A 19,472-nucleotide genomic window follows, 5' to 3' on the forward strand; every position below is an offset into this window, starting at 1 on the left:
ACGGGCTTCGGGGGCGGTGAGTTCAGGGCCGGACGTGGATGACTGCGTGCGTGCCGTCCGTACGCCATCCGGACGCGGTGGCTTCCAGGTGCGCCAGGCGGTCCACGTCCACGCCGACGGCGACGTCGGACTTGAGGGTCCGTAGCGCGACCAGCGGCGCGGGGAAATAGGACGTGAGGCTCTCGAACGAGCTTGTGGGTGCCCAGTGGGCGTCGCCGACGAGGCGGCGATAGTTGAGGTCGCCCTTGATGATCACGACGGTTGCCTCGGCCAGCTCGGTGGTCAGGTCGGCTGGCAGCCCGTGGAAGCCCAGAGGGCTGCACCAGAACGCATGGGTGTGTACCTGAAGCCGTCCGTCACTGATTGCGGCACGGAGCCGATCGGCGATACTGGCGGCGGCTCCGGCCGCAGCCTCCAGACGTCGGAGTACCTGGAGCAGGTCGGCGGTCGTGGCGTCGGAGACATAGTAGGGATGCGGCTTCAGGTGCAACGTCACCGTTGCAGCGCGCCCGGTCGCGAGGAGCCGGTCGATCAGGACGAGGTCGGCGGTAAGCTCCCGGCCCGCGTTGTCTGCGACGAGGTGCACCTGGTTCGGTGCCCCTGCATCCAGGAGGCGCCACAGCACTGCCGAGTCGTCGGCGACGAGGTCGTCGACTTGTTCCTTGTTCTGGGCCGACGGATCGGACATCCGGAACCCGAGGTCCGCCCGGTTTCCCCACAGCGAAGCGATCAGCGCCGTGGCGAGGCCAACCTGGTCGGGTGCTGTGACAAGACGGTCGAGGTCTGCCAGGTCGCGGGCCAGGTCCGGAGTGTCGAGCTCCGCGTTCTTCTGCGGGGCGAACGGGTCGATCCCCGCCCAGGGGCCCGAACCAAAATAGGCGGTGGCCTCCAGCAGTAGGCGGTAGAAGTAGGACTCGGCCCACAGGAACGGAACATCGAGCCAGGAACGATCCAGATACGGGGCGGCCCATTCCTGCCACACCGCGTGGTCGTGGGCGTCGGCCGGGAGCGGCGGAATGGCGCCGGCGATGGTCACCAGCAACTGGTCGAGCGACGTCTGGATGTCAGGTGGGTAGGGCACGAGCCGGCGGACTGTCGCGATCAGGTCGGGGTGCCTCTGGGTCAGCACGCCCCAGGGAAAAGAGCCAGGCACGTTCGACAAGATGGCTTCCGCGGCTGAGGGATGGTCCTGGTCGTCGTCGATGGTCACTCCCTGATTCCTCGCTCATCCTCACGCAATGTCAACAGAGTGGTCCCGCCGGCGCTGCCGACGACAACGCTCGCGGTGCGGGGATCGAATGCGGCACACTGGCCGCTGGCGTCCACGCGCACCTGCACCGCACTCCGCCCTGGCAGAGTGCCGGCGTCATCAAGCGCCCAGCGCCGGACCGTCCCGTCGGCCGCGGTCGACGCGAGCCACGAACCGTCCTCGGAGAAGCCGAGCATCAGGACCCGGCCTCGATGCCCTCGCAGTACGGCCTCGGCAACGGGCACGCCCATCCGATGAACGTGGATGTCACCGTTGCCCGCGCCGACGGCCAGCCGCGCCCCCGAAGGATCGAACGTGACCGTCCGCGCCCAACCTGGCACCGGAAGGTCACCACGTTCCTCCCCTGTGCTGAGCGTCCAGGTGCGGACCACGCCATCACCGCCCGCCGCAGCAACCAGGTCCGCCTTGGCGGACACGGCGAGCGAGCGGACGCGCCCTGCCTTGGCATCCTGATCCCAGCGCAGCTTCCCGTCCGGCAACGACCAGACGCGCACATGCCCGTTCGTGTCGCTGGCAGCCATGAGCGAGCCGTCCTCGGTGATGGCAACCGCCCAGGTAAGAACCACGTCGTCGTTCAGTTCAAGGATCTGCTCCCCGGCATTCCAGACACGCAAGTGCCCATCACCACAGGCCGCCGCGAGGTAGGGGCCGGCCGCGGCCAGTGCCCAGACCCGACCATGACCCGCCGCAAGACGCGACGTCTCCTGCCCGGTCGCGGCGTCGAGCAAGCGCACGGTGCCGTCAGCGCGACCAAGAGCCACCGAGCCGTCCCCTCCGGTGAAGGCGGCCGACCACACGGTGTTACGTCCCTCAGCGAGGGTCTCCAGGACGGACCCGTCCTCGGGTCGCCAGATGCGGAGTCCGCCGTCCTCGCAGCCGGCCACGATCCCGTGTCGCGTCGACGCGATAGTCCTGACCCAGTTGACCCCGGCCGGCATCCGCGCCCGCAGCCGCGCGTCACCGTGGACGGTGACAGCGGCATCCTCACCGGCAGTCACGACGTGACCGTCCCAGATTGTGAGGGCACGCAGGCGCTCGCCGTCGGCGTCCAGGACTTCCGCTGGATCAAGTTGCCTGCTGCTGACGTCCCAGGTGCGGGCGGTGCCGTCGGCGGACGCCGAGACGAGCACCGGTTGCCCCGGAAGGAATGTCACCGACCTGACCCAGCTGCGGTGCAGAGCCTTCTCGGCGAGCAGCTCGCCATCGCGTAGGTCGAAGAGGCGGACGTACTCGTCCTCGCCGCTGGCGGCCACGAGCGTGTCGTCGTCGGAGACGGACAGCGACCAGATGCCTGTGCCGCGCGTCATCGTCTGTCGAGCGAGAACCAGGGCGGCCAGGTCCCAGACCCGCACCAGCCCGTCTTCGGCGCCGGACACGAGCTCGCCGCCGCGACGGAGGAACGCCAGCGTGCGGATCCGCTTGTCGTGACCCGGCAGGATTCCGATCTGTGTCCCGTCAGCCGTCGACCACAGACGGATGGCGTTGTCCTCGCCGGCCGAGGCGATCACGCTGCCATCGGGCGAGATCGCGACGGCGTGCACCCATCCGGTGTGGCCCCGCAGCGACCGGATCAGGGTTCGTGCGGCTAGGTCCCACAACCTCACGGTGCCGTCCTCGCCGCCGGAGACGAGCAGGTTCTCGCGAGCAGCGACGGACACGACCGTACCCACATGACCGGGGAGGTCCGGGTCCTCGACGCCGGCTGCCCACGGAAGTGAGGTGCCGGCGGAATGGGTGATCCCGAGGAGGGTCTGGTCCGCTTCCTCTCCCACCCGGGACAGGGCTACGAGAAGCGTGCTGGCCATGTCCTGCTCGGTCTGCTGGCCATGCAGGAGGTAGCCCTGCGACGTGAGGAACTGAGCCCTCTTCAACGCCTCGACGACAGGTTCGCCGGCGTTGTCGTGACCGGCGGCCAACGCGAGGTCACGGTCGGCGCGCAAGGCGTGCGCTCCACTGACGGTCGCCTTGGCGATCACATACCGCGGATCGCTGAGCAGATGGGCCAGCGCCTCATGGTCTCTGGACTCGTAGAGATGGAATGCCAGGTTCGCCCACTCGTAGACCCGAGCGCGGGGCATCTCCAACCAGCCGGACGGCGGCCTGGCCGCCTCTAGGAACGACCTGTGCAGCCCCGGCAGCGACTGAGCGACCAGGCTGAGCAGATACGCGCGGAAGACGTCGTGCAGGACGACGACGTCCTGATCGGCCCGGTAGGCGCTGAGCAGCGACCGGTCGGCGAGGACCTTGCAGAACTGCCGGACCGCGACGGGCGACCACCCGTACGAGTGGCCCCACCATCGGGTCAGGGCCTCCAACGGGATTGGTGTCGCCGGCGGGAAGACAGCCAGCGAGACATACCGCTCGCTCAGGTCGCTTCCTCCCGGGATGCGCACGTTCTCGTCGAGAGCGCGGAGTGTCGCGGAGATGACCTGGCTGATGGCTACCTTGCGCTGGTCGGTGTCCCAGATGTCGAAGGCCTGCGGGCCATGCGTTCGGAGCGCGTCTCGTGCCACGTCGACTGCGTGCTCAGGATGCGCACCGGCAACGACATCGCTGCTCACGCTCGCACCGACCAGGTTGGCCAGCAGCGGCCAGCCGCCGCAGAGGTCCGCCAGCGGCAGGAGCGAGGAAGTGGAAGCTGCCGGGATGGTGCGCTGCAGGAGCTCGGCGACCTGGTCCGCGCGCATCGGGCCCAACCGCGTCACTCGAGCGGTGCTCGGTGCGACCCGGACGTTCCGGGTCGTGACCAGCCGGACGCAGTTCGGCGCTCCCATCAGGAACGGTGCCAGGTCTGCCCCGGACCAGACGTTGTCCACGACCAGAAGCAGCCGGCGCTCACCGATGACCCTCGCCAGGTGGAACCCTGCCTGTTCCGGATCGGAGAGCTCAGGCCGGGTGCCGTCGAGGTGGAAACACAGGTCGGAGATCAGGTGAGTGATCCGCCCAGGCGTGCAGTTCTCGCCTGTCTCGACCCAGAGAATCTCCGGGAAGGCATCGCGAACGGACGGCGCATGACCTGCCTGCGTCGCAAGGGTCGTCTTGCCGAACCCGCCAGGTCCGGCCACGCAGATGGTCTGCGCGCCTGGAGCCTCCGCCGCCTCACCGATCATGGCGACGAGCGTCTGGAGTACATCAGGGCGGGCGATCAAGGCCGGCTCCAGATCCGGAACGATGGCGAACCCGCTCGTGGTGGGGGAGAGGACGGCGATCGGTACCCCAAGCGATTCCCAGAACCGCTCCTGCACACCTGCTTCTGCGCGCCCGTAGGCGGTGTCGAGGATGGCTTGAGACTCCGGGCCTGGTGCGCGGGCTCCATCATCGGCTTCCCACTTGGACACGGCCCGGTCGCTGACACCTAGATGCTGCGCGAACGTACGCACGCTCAACCGCAACGCGTGGCGTAGCGCTCGAGACTCGCGCCCGGTCCAGCGCTGGATCGTTCTCGACATGGGCTCCCCCTGCGACGCGCGGGCGAACCCCACTGCGTTCTCCGTAGAACGGGTCGTGCGTAGTCATCATGCGGCATCCGAACTTCTCATGCTGTGGGTCAACGCGACCGCCGGATGAACGACGGCGTTCCTATCCTCGCTGGACACATCGGGCGAACGGAACCACCTGGTGTCGAACGAATGCTGAACTGGACCCGAGAGGTGCACAGTCTCTTGACGAGCCTGTTTGAGGGGGTGGGGGAGCTCTCGTTGATCATGAGCTCGAGGCGTTCGTGAGTGCGCCTGCTCCGAAACCGGGTGCCCTGTGGGGCCGAGGCTGGTTGCTTCCGCCCTGGCCCTCGTGCAGGCAGAGGGTGTCACTGAGTACATGCATGGCCATGCTCCCTCCGTGCGAACTTGGGCCGGCACCGTGGCCTCGATTGCCAACACTCGACGTTCGAACGGGGGCATGCGCCACAGTTTTGTGTCACCTCAGGGGGGTGGTGACACAAAACTGTGGCACTCCTCGACATTGACTTTCCGCAGGTTGGGCGGATGTGTGTTTGTGCAGAAATTCTTGGAGATGCAGAGTGCTCGATGGCCCCGACCTCATGGTTCTTGCCTGCTGGGAGAACCTCGGCCAGCATCCGTGCCCAGGCCAAGAGTGATCAGCTCTACACCTTCCGCGTGCTGGCCCGGCAACCGCGCTCCGCGCGCACGGTGCCTCGGGAGGAAGACCGGCCCGTCGCAACAGGCGACGGGAAGAGCGACAGGAGAGAATCCCGAGCGTTGACGAGCACCTCGCAAGCCCTCTTTCCGCGGGCGGTGGCGCCGAGGCACCAGGACCACTACTACGCGGCGATGCTGCATCTCGAAGCCCGGCGTCGTGGCGGCGGCAGCCTGAATCCGGAGGAGTCTGCGCGGCTCAAGCGTTTGCTGGACAAAACGTCACGCCGACTGGTCACGCAGGACCGCAACTACGACGTCCGCCGCAGCAGCAGGTGTCTCGTGCTCCCAGATCCGCAAGACGCGCCATCCCATCTCCGTCAGCACACGGTTCGTGTCAGCGTCACGGGCCGAGTTGGCAGCAAGTTTCGTGGCCCACCACCCAGCGTTGGAGCGAGGCTTTGTTCCATGGACCGGGCATCCGTGCCAGAAACAGCCATCAACCATGACGGCGACCCTGGCACGAGTGAACGCGATGTCGATCGTCCGACGCCGCTGCCCGGGAATCGGGTAAGTAACTCGGTAACGCAGCCCACGACCGTGGAGCTCGCGGCGAAGCGCTATCTCGGGGGCCGTGTCCTTCCGCCGTGCCGTCGACATCCGGCGGCTGATCGCCGATGACGAGCCCCCCGGGTGTGCGCCGACATGTTGCGGCACCATCCCCGCCGTCGGCCTGGTCCGGGTGCTCTGAGGCAGTCGTTCAGCGTCGCGCAAAGCCCGCCTCTTCAAGAACCTTGCTCGCGGCGCGCACAAGATCGGTCGTCGGATTGAGATCGCCATTGATCTGCGTGGGCAGCGCGATTCGAAAGGTCACCGAGTCGTGCTCGATGTGAGGGATTCCTGCGACATCCGACGACTGCAGTACGCGGATCCGCTCATCTTTCATATCGTAGAGCCGTTCGAACGCCCCCATCAGACGCTTGGCGTACCTCGGTCGGTTGCGGTCAGCAGTGTGGTCGTACCCGACCCCGATGTCGCCGCCGTACTGGCGTACCCGTGTGATGAACTGTTCGCGGTCGGAGGTGCTCAACCGCTCTGCGATGGCGTCGACCAGTTCGGGGACCGAGGTACCGCCCACCGCCGCAGGTGGCAACCACCGGACGCCGACGCTGAACAGATAGAGAGCTGTTTCTGGCACTCCCTCCACGGGATGCCCTAGTTCTACCTGGTGGAACCCCTGGATGAGGTGGCTGGCCGTCGCTCCCGTCGTTGCCTTGACCTCGACGCCGACCTCGCCCAACTGAACGTCACGTGACGACGGGACGCTCCCGAACCAGCACGCCACCACTTCGTCTGGTGCACTCGACTGGCGCGTGAGTTCGTCCAGCAGAATCAGTTCGCCGACCAGGCCAGTGAGGACCTCGCTGCCAAGCTGCTGCTGTGCGAACAATGCGGCGATCACTGGCTCCGTGCGTGAGAAAGCTGGCTGCCGTTCCCTCCCGAACCCGTTGGCCAAGAGCTCCGCACAGATGAATGCGGCCACGCCCGGCAGGTTTGAGGACTCAGGGAGCGCCATGCGGTTGGCGGCGAGCGCACCGCCTCCCCTGGTCGTCCACGTCTGGTGCTCGAGCAGATCCCGGAGAACACGCGTCGCCGGCTCGATCGGGTCCCCGACAAGGAAGATCTCAATAGTTCCCTTGTCGTCGCGCGAGACAGCGACCGTGTGCGCGGTGTCCGCCCAGATGAGGTCGCGGTCTCCCCCAGTGCTCGCGTGTGGGTGCCGATCGATCTCGGTCCTCAGCCACTCGAAGGACTCGGTGCGGGCGTAGGTCAACGTCATACCTCCGATCGTGCTCGGATGTGGTCGGGTCCCCCGAGCGGGATTGAGACGCCGACGGCGATCGTCGGGTCCGCCCCCTGGTGCCCGACAAGGTGGAAGAGGATCAGGCCGTCTTCCCCGGGTGGGCGCCTGCCGTCAAGCACCTGTGGTGGGTTCACGCCTCGCGCGACGTAGTCGAACAGGTCATCGCCCTGGATGACGTCGCCGGAGTAGTTCCTCGATCCCCAGTCCGCGTCGAGCGACGTCGTACCGTCTGCAAGCCTTCGTATCATGGGCCTTGCTGGCCAACGGAGGTGGGCAAGCGGCCCCCCGGTCAGCGGTTCACCACGCCCGAACCGAATACCGACCCAGAACCTCGGCTGCCTTCGGGCTCGTGCCGCGGGCTCGACGAGACTCCACATCATCGGAATGTCGTCGGTCGTTAGGAGACCGGGGACGCTTCGAGGCACGACAGCTGACCACAGGCGCAGATATGCCGCGACTGTGTACGGCGAGTCCTTAGACAGATCCAGTGAGTCTGCGACTAGGGGAGAGCGGTAGAGCGGGAGGCACGGGTCATCGTCGGGTATCCGCGCGTGATGGGCTACCGACCGCCACTTGGCGGCCTCCCCGCTGTCCGGACCCGGCCCGTGGTCCTCGTAGCTCAAAGACTCGAGCAGCTTCGCGGCCTCGGTGAGGCTGAGCGCCTCGGAGAGCAGCAGGCCGCGTTGTCCCGATCCGGAGGGCACGGCGATCACCCTGTCATCGGAGAAGACGCTCGCCACGAGCTCGAGGTTGTTCTTGTCAGAGCCAGCTGGATTCATGTGGCGGACGAATGGTTTAGGCCCCGGGAACAGCGGGTCGGCCTGAAGGTTTGCAATCTTCCCGGTCGCTTTGAACGCACGGCCCTGCAGAATGACCGGGTTCGGCGCAGTGCCCGATCCCATGGCCTTGAGTACGTCGCGCCGGAGTGCCTCATCGTTCTCGTGATAGTGGGTAAACAGGTCGATCTGGTCACGTGTCGTCAGCACACGGCACAGGTCGATAATCGTGCCCCGATAGCCGAACCAGCGCTGCATCTGCATCTGGGTGTCAGCGAGCGGGGTGGATGCGCTGCGTGTGAACAGCGTCGTGGTCAGGCCCTCGAGAGTCAGTCCGCGCGACATGACGTTCCCTGACACGAAGATCGTAGAGAGGTTGGTCGCCGGACGCCAAGAGCCGTCGGCGCACTGTCGGGGCGAGAACTCAGGACGGTCATCTGCTCTCTCGTCACTGTTGATGACAGCGACGCGAGTGCCGGGCGCGATGTCCTCGAGGATCAGGCGAGCCACGCTGTCCCATTCGTCCGAAGTCGGGACTAGACGCTCTTCAGCCGGGGCCAACCTGCCCACTACAAGGTTCGCGCTCTCACGGTACGAATCGAGCCATGCTGTCCACCGATCGCGGTGCTCCACCATGTCGGTCGCGATCCCCTCGACGCCGAGATCACGGCCTTCGGACGCAGCCTCGTTAGACCGACCCGACCACGCGCCGCCCGCCCAAGCAATCACAGCGTCGGCGGTATCGAAGTGTTCGTCCTTCTCCGCGGACGGGTTGATCAGCATCGACATGGGGTCAATGACCGCGGACCGCGCCTCCCTGAAGGTCGCGTATCGCTTGCCCCGCGCATGAAACGGACCGAGCCGGTCAGGCGAACGCAGTAGGCGCACGGCGGCCGCTACGAGGTACGCCCTGACGGCATCAGGCACACGCTCTTCCTCAGGGATGTCGTCGGTTTTCACGCAGAGTGGTGCGTCAGCCAGGTCCTTGTAGAAGGTTTCTCCGCCCGTGTACCAACCTTTGAGCCCGTCCTCTGTGCGAAAGGTCGACTCACGAACGGCGGCGTTGCCTCTGGCCCCCGGGGTGCGCAAACTGGCGACGAAATCGGTAGGAGCGAGCGGGTTGGTGCCGTCCTGCAGGAAGTTCGCCTGGGGTGTCGCGGTGTATGCGAGATAAGTCGCGAAGATCTCCGGTCGCACCGTCTCGCCCGGCCGCTGTCTTGACTCCCACAGATCGACGATGCGCCGTGGTACAGGCCTGCTTCCTGCGACCGCCGACGTGTCGACGACAGAAGCGTCATCAGCCTCGTCATCGATCACGAGTAGGTGGAACGATCCGCCCCGCTCCGATGCGAGGGGGTAGACGACATCCTGCAGATTGCGACTTACCCGTTCCAGGTGTGCAGCGTTTTTCATCACGACGGCGATGACCGGGCGCCGACGCGCCAGGGCGCGGTTCATGCGGGGCCCCGGCATCTCGTAAAGATTGCTGAGGTCGGTGCCTGGCAGATCAGATGCCGGGCCGCCCGGTATGCGTACTCGACGAGTGTGAGCGTTCGCGTCGGTGTCGATGTGGTCCACGAACCGCTCGAATGTCTGGAGCCAGAGGGCTGTCCTCGTGCCGGCGAGGATGACGAGTGCGTCGACGCCCCGATCGAGCGCCATCGCGGCGACCGCCATCATCGATGCTGTCTTGCCCGACTGCACAGCGCCCATGACTAGTCCTCGACGCTCTCGCGTCAGCGGCCAGGCAGGACCGCCTGGCTCCCCTGCACCGAAGATGCCGTGCTCCACGATGTACCGTGCGTCATCAGCGATCACCTCACGACTAGTCACGCCTATGCCCGACGCTGCCAGCTTGGTTTCGTACGCCGACCACCACGTCCCGGGCCTTCGGGCCAGCGCGACGTGCTCGACGCCGTACCTAGCACCAGCCTCGCTTCTCATGGGCGGACGTAACCCTCGGGCGCGTGAGCGTGGTCGACAATCAACTTGAGACCAGAGGAACCAAACTGCTCGACCAGGGCGGCGTGCGCGTCCTCAGGGTCGACGTCCAGGATCGCGAGGATCTCGCTGACTACGAAGCCGATCCAGCGCCACTGTTCCTTCGACTGGTTGCGAACAGGCTTGCCCCACCTGGCCGCAGAGTCACTGATGGCCGGCACCGCGTCCTCCAACCGGTCGACGAGCTGGTCGTCCAACACGACGGCTGCCGCAGACAGAGCGACCAGTGTCGCCACCAAGCGAAGTTCTTGCCACTTTCCGGTGCCGCGGTCGTTGCCGCTACGGAAGCGCTTGGGCCATGCGTCTGCCACAGTGGCGTGGGCATCCAGGGCGTGATCGATCAGGAGCATAAGATCCCGGACGGTCGTGGATCTCTGCAGAGGGTCGCCTGCGTCTGCCTGCACTCGCTGCAACAACGCGTTGATGTGGGCAGACGTGGAACGCGTGATCCCGTCTTTTCCTGCGTCGTTGAGGAGCAGCGCTGCGGCGACCCACGACAACACCTTCGTACGCTTGTAACCAACGTCGCCGAACTGGTACCGCGCAAGGACCTCGCTCGTCGACTTGAGGTCTCCCCAGTCATCCGAGAGGAAGGAGGCCACGCTCAGATCCGTGGAGTCTCCCCCCATGACGAGGAGACCACGCATCAGGTCGAGCCGGTGATACAGGGCGTTGCGAATTTCTTCGGCGTTGAGAGACTTGCCCTGCGTGTTATACAGGGAAAATACCTCATGAATCTGCGCCATCGTAGCCGTCTTATAGATGATGACGGGGATCTTGTACGTAGCCGCCTGCTCGAAGACATATCGAACACGCCGTGGCGTCCCCTGGACCGGGATGGTGAGGTCCCGGATCTCGCCGTAGTACTTTTCGCGCAGTGGCGCAAGATCACCAACTAGAGGGTTCGGGCTGTCAGGCGTCTCGCTCGACCGGAGCGGGAACGGAAAATGGTTCTTCCGTTCCATCTCCGTGGTGAGGCGGTCGCGCTCGTTCTTGTTCCAGATCTCCTTGAAACGCGGATAGTCGGTTTCGAACACATGTGGAAGGTCCGGCTCGTTCCACTCCAGGCTCTTCTGAGCGACAACATCGAGGGCGTGCGGGTGCGCACCTGTGAAACGCAGCACCGACGTGAGTCGCTGCTTGCCATCGACGACCTCGTAGACGGTTCCGCGGTCCTCGCTCTTCTCCAGGATGATCACCGACGGCAGCGGGATGCCGCGGAGGATCGACTCGATTAGGCGCTGAGCGTAGTTGGTCGGCCAAACATCAGCCCGCTGGTAAGAAGGGCTGAGGTCCAGCTCGTCGTCGCGGGCATACTGGATGAACGTCTGGATCGGCCAGGTCTCCGCCCTGGCATCGATCATGCCGCTCGGTTCAGTGCCGTCGTCGTCGGCGGCGTCGTCCCACGATGCAGCCCACGCGAGAGAGGCACTGGTCTTTGTCTCTGTTCCCTCCGCGGTCTGCTCCATCGCCTGCAGGAATTCATCACGCCGCGCAGACGCCTCCTCGAGCAGCAGCGCGAGAGCTGCGAGGAGCTCGTTGCCGGCATGTGTGGGCACGAGATTCAGAGCCTTGGCCAAGCTTGCGTCAAAAGCTTGCGGCGACGAGTCGTCCAACGTGATCCCTAGTCGGATCCAGCCCTCGACCTCCAGCAGTTTCTGGCGCCACGTCCCGTCGTCGAACCGCACGTCAGTCGCCCGAAAGGCAAACGGCTCCCGACCGAAGTCTTCGGGCAGAGGACCAGGCTCGCTAAGGCGGGCGAGGTAGTCCGCCACGTTCTGCTGCACGTCGGTGAGGGCCTCCGGCATGAGTTCTCTCCTGTCGTCGTTCGAATGTCCCGCGGCGAGGAGCCGCTCGATCAGTTCGCTGGCCTCCTCCGGTCCGAGGTGCGCGACCTTTGCCATGGTCACAGCGTCCACGAGCCTGTTGATGCCTACGGACGTGATGGTGTCTCCGGCGGACCAGCAGCCTGTATCCCACTCGACGCCCACGGCGTCCGCGATGGCCGCAGCGCAACGGTGCTTCGACCGCACATCGACCAAATCCATGCCGATCGCAGTGCCGAGCGCTTCGAAAGCCGATCTCTTCTCTTTGGCACCAGGCCCCAGCGGCTCAGGGGCTCGCCCACCGAGCACGTACATCCGCGCGACGGCGGATGCCTTCGAGTTAGCGCTCGTGTACTGCACCGATTGCTGCTCCTTCAGCTCGCTGACCTGGATTCATCACACTACACAGCGAGGTGAGAGGCTTGGCACGATGTCGGGTGAACGATCCGGCTAGATGCGGGGTGAACTCCACCGCGACGGTCTGCCCCGCCTCAGAACAGGGTCCGCTCGTGGGGATGAGAGGAGCCGGCGCGCGATGCGCCTCTCCTTGGGCTGCCGGCCGTCGTAATCGGATCGAAGTTCCATGCAGAGTGTCTACGGCAGTTCTCGAGCAGCACGTCGAGGCCTCCGAGATAGTCCTGCTCTACTGAGTCGAAATGGTGCTTCATAAAACGAACGAGGGCAAACTGAATAGTGCCGACATGGACCGCGTTGCCGAACTGCTTGTACGACTGCGCGTCGGGCTGAAGGTCTCGCATCGCTGCATAGACCTGGTCAGGGAAGCCTTGCACTCTTCCCGCCTCGTATGGGGTCAGTCTGCGGAGGTCCTGTCCTAGGATCGGAGCTTGGTTGATAGCGACGAGGGCCGGGGTATAAGTCGCCTTTTTGACCCGCACGCCCGACGGCCGGACCTGTATCAGACAGTCGCGAAGTGACGTGGCATCCTGCGCCTGCCACTCGAACTTCCTCCAGGCGTTGTTCCCCAGGGCACGGATCTCCGCGAGCAGCGGTCGTCTCGCCGGCTGCTCCAGAATGTCAGCAAACTCTGCCACAAATCGCTCGGACTTATCGAGGAACTCATCCTTCCAGGGACGCGCCTTGCGACCGAGCCCGTCGTGCGCCCGCGCATCGTCGCGCTCTCTTTGGGCCCACACCGGATCAGTGACGTCAAACCAGATGGGATGGCCAGGAAATCGAGAGCCGCGTGCGTTAGGCCGGTGGTTCGTGCTCGCGCTCACCTTCTTTACCAGAGTCTCGTAGACCTTGAACCAAGCGGCGTCCGTGACCTTGTAGGGCTTGGTGTCCCCACGCAGTGCCGAGACTTCGTTCGCGCGCGGGGCGAGGACTGAATCTCGGGCCGTACGCAGCCATCCCTCGGTGATCGCGGCTGGTACACCGTCGGCCAGCGACGTCTCTGTCAGTGACCACTTCTCTGCCTGCCATCCGGGCGTTCGCGTTGGTCCCGCAAAGGGCTCTTCTTCGCCGCGGGCAAGGTCCCCGCGCAGCCCGAGGATGAACACGCGCTCCCTGCTCTGGGGGCCGCCGCCATGCTCAGGTGAGAGGAAGTGCGGCGAGAACACTGTCGGCTCGTCGCTCACCACATACTCGAGCGCTCGGAGAGCCGTGATGATCGTGCGGAAAGTCGTTTCTCGGTGCTCTGGCCCGACGAGGTTCTTCACGTTCTCAAGGAACACAATCTTTGGCCGCCGGATCGCGACTACAACCAAGATGTTGTAGAATAGGGTGCCCCGAATCCTGTCGAGTACACCCATCTGCTTTCCCGATTTGCTGAATGCTTGACAAGGAAAACCAGCGGTCAGTACGTCGAACTCGTCGGGGATCTTGCCCAGGTCTATCTGGCCGCCGCGCGCCCGTTCCAGGAGCTCGTCGATGGTGTGGCTCGCATCGATCTGCACATCGTCGTTGATGTCCTCTGAGAACGCGACGTCTTCACCGGAGAGCCATGCCTTTCTGTAGACGCTTGCGGCGTGCTTGTCCTTCTCTGCCACATATACGCAACGCCCGCCGAGCTCAGAAAGGGCTGCGTGGAACCCTCCGACTCCGGCGAAGAGGTCGACGAACGTAAACGCGTCGCTGGTCACTCGACTCCTGTCACGGTCACGGCGCGCTGAAGATCCAGCCGCGTCGTACATCAGTCCGAACTTGCCCTACGGAGTAGGTAAGCAGCTTCACGCTCGGGACACAACTTCCGACACCCCGCCCCTGCTCAAGCTCACCCCGGATTCGCTAGGCGCCGGTACAGCTGCTCCGGCCCCTTTCTGGTGCCAGCCTACGTGCCGCGAGGCCCCGAGCCCCGCTCAACACAGCCACTATGACCACTCAGAGCCTTATTCAGCGGCTCGGGAGTGGCCATGAGTGTGTGGCGTGCTGACCTGCGTCGTTGCTTGCCAGGATCAAGATCGGGCAGGTAGAGCAACGGCCCTTGGGTCCGGTTGGGACTGCCGCAGGGATGGTTGACACGTCTCCTTTGATGGGAGGGGCAGGGGCTGGTCAGCGTAGACGGTCTCGAGCCCGATCGGTGTCATCCTGCCCAGGCGATGTCGGCGCCGTTGGCGGTGGTAGGTCCGATCGATCCAGGTCACGATCGGCCAAACGGAGTTGCTCGCGGGCGGCCCAGGGGCGGCGAGTGAGGAGGGTCTCCTGTAGCGGCAAATAGGGTGATTTGATCGGGTATCACACCTAAGGTGGAGACGTACCCCGGCGAGGTTGCCTACGATCGGGTCCGCAAACTTCGATCTCGTGAGGGAGTGCCAGTCATGGCGACCGTCAACTTCAACCCCACCCTGCGCGAGATCCGCGACGTGCTCAAAGCCGACTTCTACCAGATCCCCAGGTTTCAGCGGCCGTACTCCTGGTCTCCCGAGAACCTCGACGAGTTTTGGAACGACGCGATCGTCGACAACACCGACGGGTACTTCATCGGGCCGATGGTGTGCTACGAGATGGAGAGGGGGCTCCACGGGATCGTCGATGGCCAACAGCGGATGACAACCATCACGCTTGCGATCTGTGCGATCCGCGATCTGTTCGCCGAACTCGGCGAGAAGCTGCTCGCCGATGGCATCCAGCCGTACATCGAACGCCCGGATGACGACAGCCTCCCGCACTTCGTTCTGAAGTCAGGCTCGGCGGGCGAGTATCTCCACGCACAGTTCCAGTTGCGTGCATCTGACCGCGTCGAACTCGCTGCCATCAACGATGAGCACCGCGCGCTACGGAGCGCATTCAAGGACATAAGCACGCGACTCCGCGTCTCGATCGAGGGCCTGGAGACCACACCGACGACTGCCCCGTCGAGTGAGGCCGCGCTCCGTCTTCGTGAGATCCGCGACAAGATCCTCTCACTCCGCGTCATCTGGATCCAGCTGAACAACGAGGACGACGCTTATATTGTCTTCGAAACCCTCAACTCGCGTGGCAAGGACCTAGAGACCGTCGACCTGCTGAAGAACCACCTGCTCGGAAAAATCCGCGAAAGCAACGGTGACATCGACACCGCCCGGGTCATGTGGGACAAGATGCGTCAACATCTGGTCGACGATGGGGGTAACGCTCCGGTGAACGCCTTCATTCACCACTGGTGGCTCACGCGCGATAAGTATGTCGCGGAGCGGAAGGTGTTCAGCGAGATCAAACGAAGCAACTTGCCCGGCGACTCGTTGCTCAAGGATCTACAAGCCAAGGCGGAGGTCTATGCCCGGATTGCTGAACCCGGCCAATGGGCCTGCAACAGGGAGCTCGTGGGTGTTCGGAACAGCCTGCTCGCCATGAATGCGTTCGGTGTCCGCCAGCCACGACCATTCTTGCTGGCACTTCTCCATGCTCATCAAGTCCGCCAGGTCTCGACCAAGCAACTGAAGCGAGCCGTGTCTGCTGTCGAGGCCTTCCATTACATCACCACGGCGGTCGTCGGCGAGAGCTCAACCGGTGGGATCAGCCAAATGTACGCGAAGCATGCCCGTGACCTGGGTGCTGCTGCCGGAGATGAGTCAGCAGTCGCAACTGTGGTCGACGGGCTCCGAAGCCAGCTGCGCGGCAAGGTCGCTAACCGCGAGTCGTTCCTGGCCACCTTCCCCGAGAAGATCCGGTACTCGGCGAGCGAGCCGAAGGTGAAGCGGGTTACCGCATACACCCTCCGTAAGATTCAAGAGTCCAAGTTCCCGAACTCGCCGCTCGATCCGGAAAAGGCAAACATCGAGCACATTGCGCCGCAGTCCGACGGCAACGGCCCCTGGATTCATGGCATCGGCAATCTCGTTTGGGTTGGCGAAGCGCTAAACAAAGAGCTCGACAACCTGCCGTTCGATCGAAAATTGCCGATATTCAAGGCACATTCTTCCGGGATCGACGTTGCAGATGTGGTCACACAGACCGTCTGGGACAAATCTGCCGCTGCCGAGCGAGGCCACGCGCTGGCCGCGTACGGATACGACCAGATCTGGTTACAGCTACTCAAGTGAGGGCCTTGTCAGCGGGCATCGTGATTCGAGCGCGGCAGGCATATCGCGCGCGTCTTCGGCGGTGTCTCGGGCTGAGAAGCGAGACACGCCGTCCCGAGCCTCGGAAGCCGAGCGTCGGGGGATGTGTCGTCACGCGCTAAGGTCCCCGGAGTGCAGCCTCGGCCACCACCCCCGCCCAACCACCCCCACCAGCTGCGGCGGCACCGACTTCCGCGCCCACGCCCGGAACACCACATACATCACCACCACCAGCACCCACCGCAGCACCACCGCGACCGTGCTGGCAGCAGTATCGTCGCAGAACGCCGTCGCCGAGCTGTCGTTCAGCGAGTGCACCACCATCACCAGCGCGATCCCGCCCAGCGCGCCCAACATGCCGCGGCGTCCGTACAGGTGCCAAAGCCGCCACGCGATGGCCGCAGCGATGCCGGTCCACAGCCAGTGCAGCGGCGACACGGTGAACACCCGGAAGATCTGCTCCTGCACCACCGCGGCCGGCGTCGAGTCCAGGGTGCCGGTGCCGCAGAAGTTCGGGCCGGACGCCGTCGCCGTGGCGTAGGCGTACTGCGTGGTCTCCGTGATCGCGAAGCCGAAGCCCGAGGCCAGACCCAGCGCGATGCCCGCGCGCGGGTCGCGGTAGCGGCCCAGGACGAACAGCAGCAGCGGGACCAGCAGCTTGGTCCCCTCCTCGACGACGCCGACCCACGCCGTCGCCGTCGCGATCCCCGCGTCGTTGATGATCCAGGAGTTGATGTTCGCGGCGATCAGGATGACGGCGCCGCTGGTTCCGACCACGACCGACACGATGCTGAGGGAGCCGACGACGTCGTGCAGGGCGAGCCGGCGGCTCACGAAACCGTAGAAGGCCCAGCAGACGCCGGTCATGCCGAGCAGGCTCGCCAGACCCATCACGTGGACGTTCCCCGACGACTGGTACAGGACCGACCCGGCCAGCAGGACGACGACGGCCGCCAGCAGGTGCCAGACCCACGAGCCCCAGAAGCGTCGGCGGAACCGGCGGCCGCGCTCGGCGGGTGGGCCGCCGTCGGCGATCTGGCCTGTCCAGGCCCGGCCGTCCCAGTAGCGCTGGCGAGCGACGCGGGAGGCCGGGTCGGGGAACCAGCCCGGGGCGGGGACACCGTCCCGTGGCCGGCCCGCGATGAAGGCAACCGCCGTGCCGGCCAGGAAGAGGATCGCCCCGATCACGACGAGTGTCATGACTGGAGAGAACCAGCCCCCGAGGCGACCTGCCATCGGAAGACATGCCTGCCGGACACGATGCCGAGCCGACCGTGGAGCCGGTAATCCCGTGCCAGCCCCCACCCCACCGACCTACAGTGCCGACATGGCGAGAAGCATCCGCGGGTTCCGACCCCGCCCACTCAGGCGGGAGTTGTCCTGAGACGAGGTACCCATGGCGTTCCGACGCTTCTACCGCCGCACCTTCCTGAACCGCCGCGGTCACCACGCGGGCGCGTACGCGCTCGCGGACTTCACCGTCGAGCCCGGATACACCGCGGACGACGACGCCAAGCGGGTCAGCGCACGCCTGTCGATCGCTGACTGCGGCCGCGTCGTCACGCTCGATTTCGACGCCGACACCCCGGCCGAGGCGCGCAACGCCCTGCACAAGGCGCGCCTGCTGCGCGACATCCTCGAGCAGTCGGTCGACGCGCTCGAACGGGCGGTCGCGGACGCCGGCCTCTCGGGCGGCCGCAAGGGGTGAACAACGCGGGCCACCGCGAACCCGCGCTGTCCCGCTCTTACGATCGAGCCGTCAGGAACCCGCGGCAACCCGCCCGCGGGCGGCGCTCGACGAGGAGCGATCATGTCTGATGAGACCTACGCGGAGACGGACCCCCTCACCCAGCTGAGGGAGATCACGGCGACCGGGCCCGACGGCGCCGTCCTCGAACGGCTCCACGCGGCCGGGCTGATCGAGATCGGGAGTGACCTGCCGGTACGCGACGTCCTCTACGAGGCCGAACGGGACGGGACGGACCTGTCCGCGACCTTCGGCGAGGTCGACGTCGCCGCCGCGCTCGACGCCACACCGATCGGGCGCCTCACCCCTCGGCAGTCCCGGCGGACCCTGCCGGGCGGGCGGGCGCTCGGCATGTACGTGCAGGACTGCCTCATCGCCACGGAGGCGGAACCGGCGTACCACCGGCTCCCGAGCTTTGCCTCGCACACGCCGTACCACATCGTCTACCTGTTCAAGTTTCCGCCGAACGCGACCCACACCATCGAGGTGACCCTCCAGGTGTTCTCGGCGGGCACGGTGCGGATCACGGGCCTGAACAGCCCGGCAGCGCTCACGGTGGGGCAGAGCTCGTTCGCGCTCAAGGTGCCTGTTGGTGTGAAGACGACGAACGAGGGGTTCGCGAGCGTGCTGATCCAGCGCAACGGTGAGGTCGGGTTTGACTGGTTCTCCGCAGCGGTCTTCTGATCGGCAAGTGGGCAGTGCAGCGCGACGTCGTCGGTCCGTTGCGCTGAGATAGGCGTGCGCCGGAATGCCAGACGGATCGATACGGCAGCACCAGGGAGGTGTCTGCATCCAGCGCATCGACCTGTGCCCCGAGTGCCCCTGGCTGACCCAGAGCATCAACCGAAAGGACCTGCTGTGCCGATCGAGCACGAGGGCAAGATCCTCGACATCGACCCTGCCGCCGTCGAGCGGACGATCCTCGACAAGGGCGGGCAGAAACTGGGCGAGAAACTCATGCGCCGGTATGTCTACGACATCATCCCCGGAGACATGTCCAAGTGGATTCGGCTGCGGGACACCGGCCAGGAGACGACGCTCACCGTCAAGGAGATCAAGAGTGACGCGATCGACGGCACACATGAGACCGAGGTCGTGGTCGACAGCTTCGAGGAGACGAACGCGCTGCTCGGGATGCTCGGTTTCACCGCGAAGTCGTACCAGGAGAACAAGCGGGTGAGCTTCGTCCTCGACGGTGCCGAGATCGAGATCGACACCTGGCCGCGGATCCCCACCTACCTGGAGATCGAAGCCGGATCAGCCGAGGAAGTGATCCGCATCGCCGGCGTACTCGGCTTTGGCACCGATGACCTGACCGGGGAGAACACGATGAAGGTCTACGACCGGTACGGCATCGACCTGGCTGCGATCTCCGAGCTTCGCTTCTGATCCTTG

Annotated in this window: 12 protein-coding genes and 1 riboswitch; of the genes, 4 read left to right on the forward strand and 8 right to left on the reverse strand. The window is 65.3% G+C overall.

Annotated elements, in window-relative coordinates:
* Positions 1-22 precede the first annotated feature (22 nt).
* The 7 genes from H291_RS0106475 to dcm all read right to left on the reverse strand — a co-directional run bounded on the left by H291_RS0106475 (position 23) and on the right by dcm (position 13,933).
* Positions 23-1,210, reverse strand: coding sequence for a damage-control phosphatase ARMT1 family protein (locus H291_RS0106475; protein WP_020014164.1), 1,188 nt, complete (start codon positions 1,208-1,210; stop codon positions 23-25).
* Complete coding sequence (locus H291_RS28960; protein WP_033326246.1) at positions 1,207-4,719, reverse strand: NB-ARC domain-containing protein; 3,513 nt, start codon at positions 4,717-4,719, stop codon at positions 1,207-1,209. The genes H291_RS0106475 and H291_RS28960 overlap by 4 nt, the downstream gene beginning before the upstream one ends.
* 635 nt (positions 4,720-5,354) lie before the next feature.
* Positions 5,355-5,471: riboswitch (SAM riboswitch) on the forward strand.
* Between the two features lie 175 nt (positions 5,472-5,646).
* On the reverse strand, positions 5,647-6,204 hold the full coding sequence (locus tag H291_RS33215; protein WP_332256605.1) for a very short patch repair endonuclease: 558 nt from the start codon (positions 6,202-6,204) through the stop codon (positions 5,647-5,649).
* On the reverse strand, positions 6,125-7,204 hold the full coding sequence (locus H291_RS0106490; RefSeq protein ID WP_020014167.1) for a PD-(D/E)XK motif protein: 1,080 nt from the start codon (positions 7,202-7,204) through the stop codon (positions 6,125-6,127). The genes H291_RS33215 and H291_RS0106490 overlap by 80 nt, the downstream gene beginning before the upstream one ends.
* Positions 7,201-9,948, reverse strand: coding sequence for a Z1 domain-containing protein (locus tag H291_RS0106495; RefSeq protein WP_026365468.1), 2,748 nt, complete (start codon positions 9,946-9,948; stop codon positions 7,201-7,203). Before H291_RS0106495 ends, H291_RS0106490 begins: the two co-directional genes overlap by 4 nt.
* On the reverse strand, positions 9,945-12,191 hold the full coding sequence (locus H291_RS0106500; RefSeq protein ID WP_020014169.1) for a DUF262 domain-containing protein: 2,247 nt from the start codon (positions 12,189-12,191) through the stop codon (positions 9,945-9,947). The genes H291_RS0106495 and H291_RS0106500 overlap by 4 nt, the downstream gene beginning before the upstream one ends.
* A gap of 131 nt (positions 12,192-12,322) precedes the next feature.
* On the reverse strand, positions 12,323-13,933 hold the full coding sequence (dcm, locus tag H291_RS28965; RefSeq protein ID WP_020014170.1) for a DNA (cytosine-5-)-methyltransferase: 1,611 nt from the start codon (positions 13,931-13,933) through the stop codon (positions 12,323-12,325).
* A 675-nt stretch (positions 13,934-14,608) separates the two neighbouring features.
* On the opposite strand from dcm, the gene H291_RS0106510 reads away from it, so the two are divergent.
* The gene (locus H291_RS0106510; protein ID WP_020014171.1) at positions 14,609-16,312 is read left to right on the forward strand and encodes a DUF262 domain-containing protein; all 1,704 of its coding nucleotides are present in this window, start codon (positions 14,609-14,611) and stop codon (positions 16,310-16,312) included.
* A 129-nt stretch (positions 16,313-16,441) separates the two neighbouring features.
* Here H291_RS0106510 and H291_RS0106515 read toward each other — a convergent pair whose 3' ends face one another.
* Positions 16,442-17,530 carry a PrsW family glutamic-type intramembrane protease gene (locus H291_RS0106515; RefSeq protein ID WP_020014172.1) on the reverse strand — a complete coding sequence of 363 codons (1,089 nt, stop codon included), beginning with the start codon at positions 17,528-17,530 and terminating at the stop codon, positions 16,442-16,444.
* A 196-nt stretch (positions 17,531-17,726) separates the two neighbouring features.
* Between H291_RS0106515 and H291_RS0106520 the strand changes: the two genes are divergently transcribed.
* The 3 genes from H291_RS0106520 to H291_RS0106530 all read left to right on the forward strand — a co-directional run bounded on the left by H291_RS0106520 (position 17,727) and on the right by H291_RS0106530 (position 19,466).
* Positions 17,727-18,038 (forward strand): hypothetical protein, encoded by a 312-nt coding sequence (locus H291_RS0106520; protein ID WP_020014173.1) that lies wholly within the window; start codon positions 17,727-17,729, stop codon positions 18,036-18,038.
* Positions 18,039-18,140: 102 nt separating this feature from the next.
* Positions 18,141-18,761, forward strand: a complete 621-nt coding sequence (locus H291_RS0106525) for a hypothetical protein (protein WP_020014174.1) — start codon at positions 18,141-18,143, stop codon at positions 18,759-18,761.
* 174 nt (positions 18,762-18,935) lie between these two features.
* Positions 18,936-19,466 (forward strand): class IV adenylate cyclase, encoded by a 531-nt coding sequence (locus H291_RS0106530; RefSeq protein WP_020014175.1) that lies wholly within the window; start codon positions 18,936-18,938, stop codon positions 19,464-19,466.
* The last annotated feature ends 6 nt before the right edge of the window (positions 19,467-19,472 follow it).

Source organism: Promicromonospora sukumoe 327MFSha3.1 (assembly GCF_000385135.1).
Taxonomy (GTDB): domain Bacteria; phylum Actinomycetota; class Actinomycetes; order Actinomycetales; family Cellulomonadaceae; genus Promicromonospora; species Promicromonospora sukumoe_B.

Excerpts from the sequence above, each read along its gene's own strand:
- H291_RS0106490 (WP_020014167.1), bottom strand. The coding sequence starts at position 7,204 with ATGACGTTGACCTACGCCCGCACCGAGTCCTTCGAGTGGCTGAGGACC.
- H291_RS28960 (WP_033326246.1), bottom strand. The coding sequence starts at position 4,719 with ATGTCGAGAACGATCCAGCGCTGGACCGGGCGCGAGTCTCGAGCGCTA.
- H291_RS0106495 (WP_026365468.1), bottom strand. The coding sequence starts at position 9,948 with ATGAGAAGCGAGGCTGGTGCTAGGTACGGCGTCGAGCACGTCGCGCTG.
- H291_RS33215 (WP_332256605.1), bottom strand. The coding sequence starts at position 6,204 with ATGGCGATCTCAATCCGACGACCGATCTTGTGCGCGCCGCGAGCAAGG.
- H291_RS0106515 (WP_020014172.1), bottom strand. The coding sequence starts at position 17,530 with ATGACACTCGTCGTGATCGGGGCGATCCTCTTCCTGGCCGGCACGGCG.
- H291_RS0106525 (WP_020014174.1), top strand. The coding sequence starts at position 18,141 with ATGTCTGATGAGACCTACGCGGAGACGGACCCCCTCACCCAGCTGAGG.
- H291_RS0106520 (WP_020014173.1), top strand. The coding sequence starts at position 17,727 with ATGGCGTTCCGACGCTTCTACCGCCGCACCTTCCTGAACCGCCGCGGT.
- H291_RS0106510 (WP_020014171.1), top strand. The coding sequence starts at position 14,609 with ATGGCGACCGTCAACTTCAACCCCACCCTGCGCGAGATCCGCGACGTG.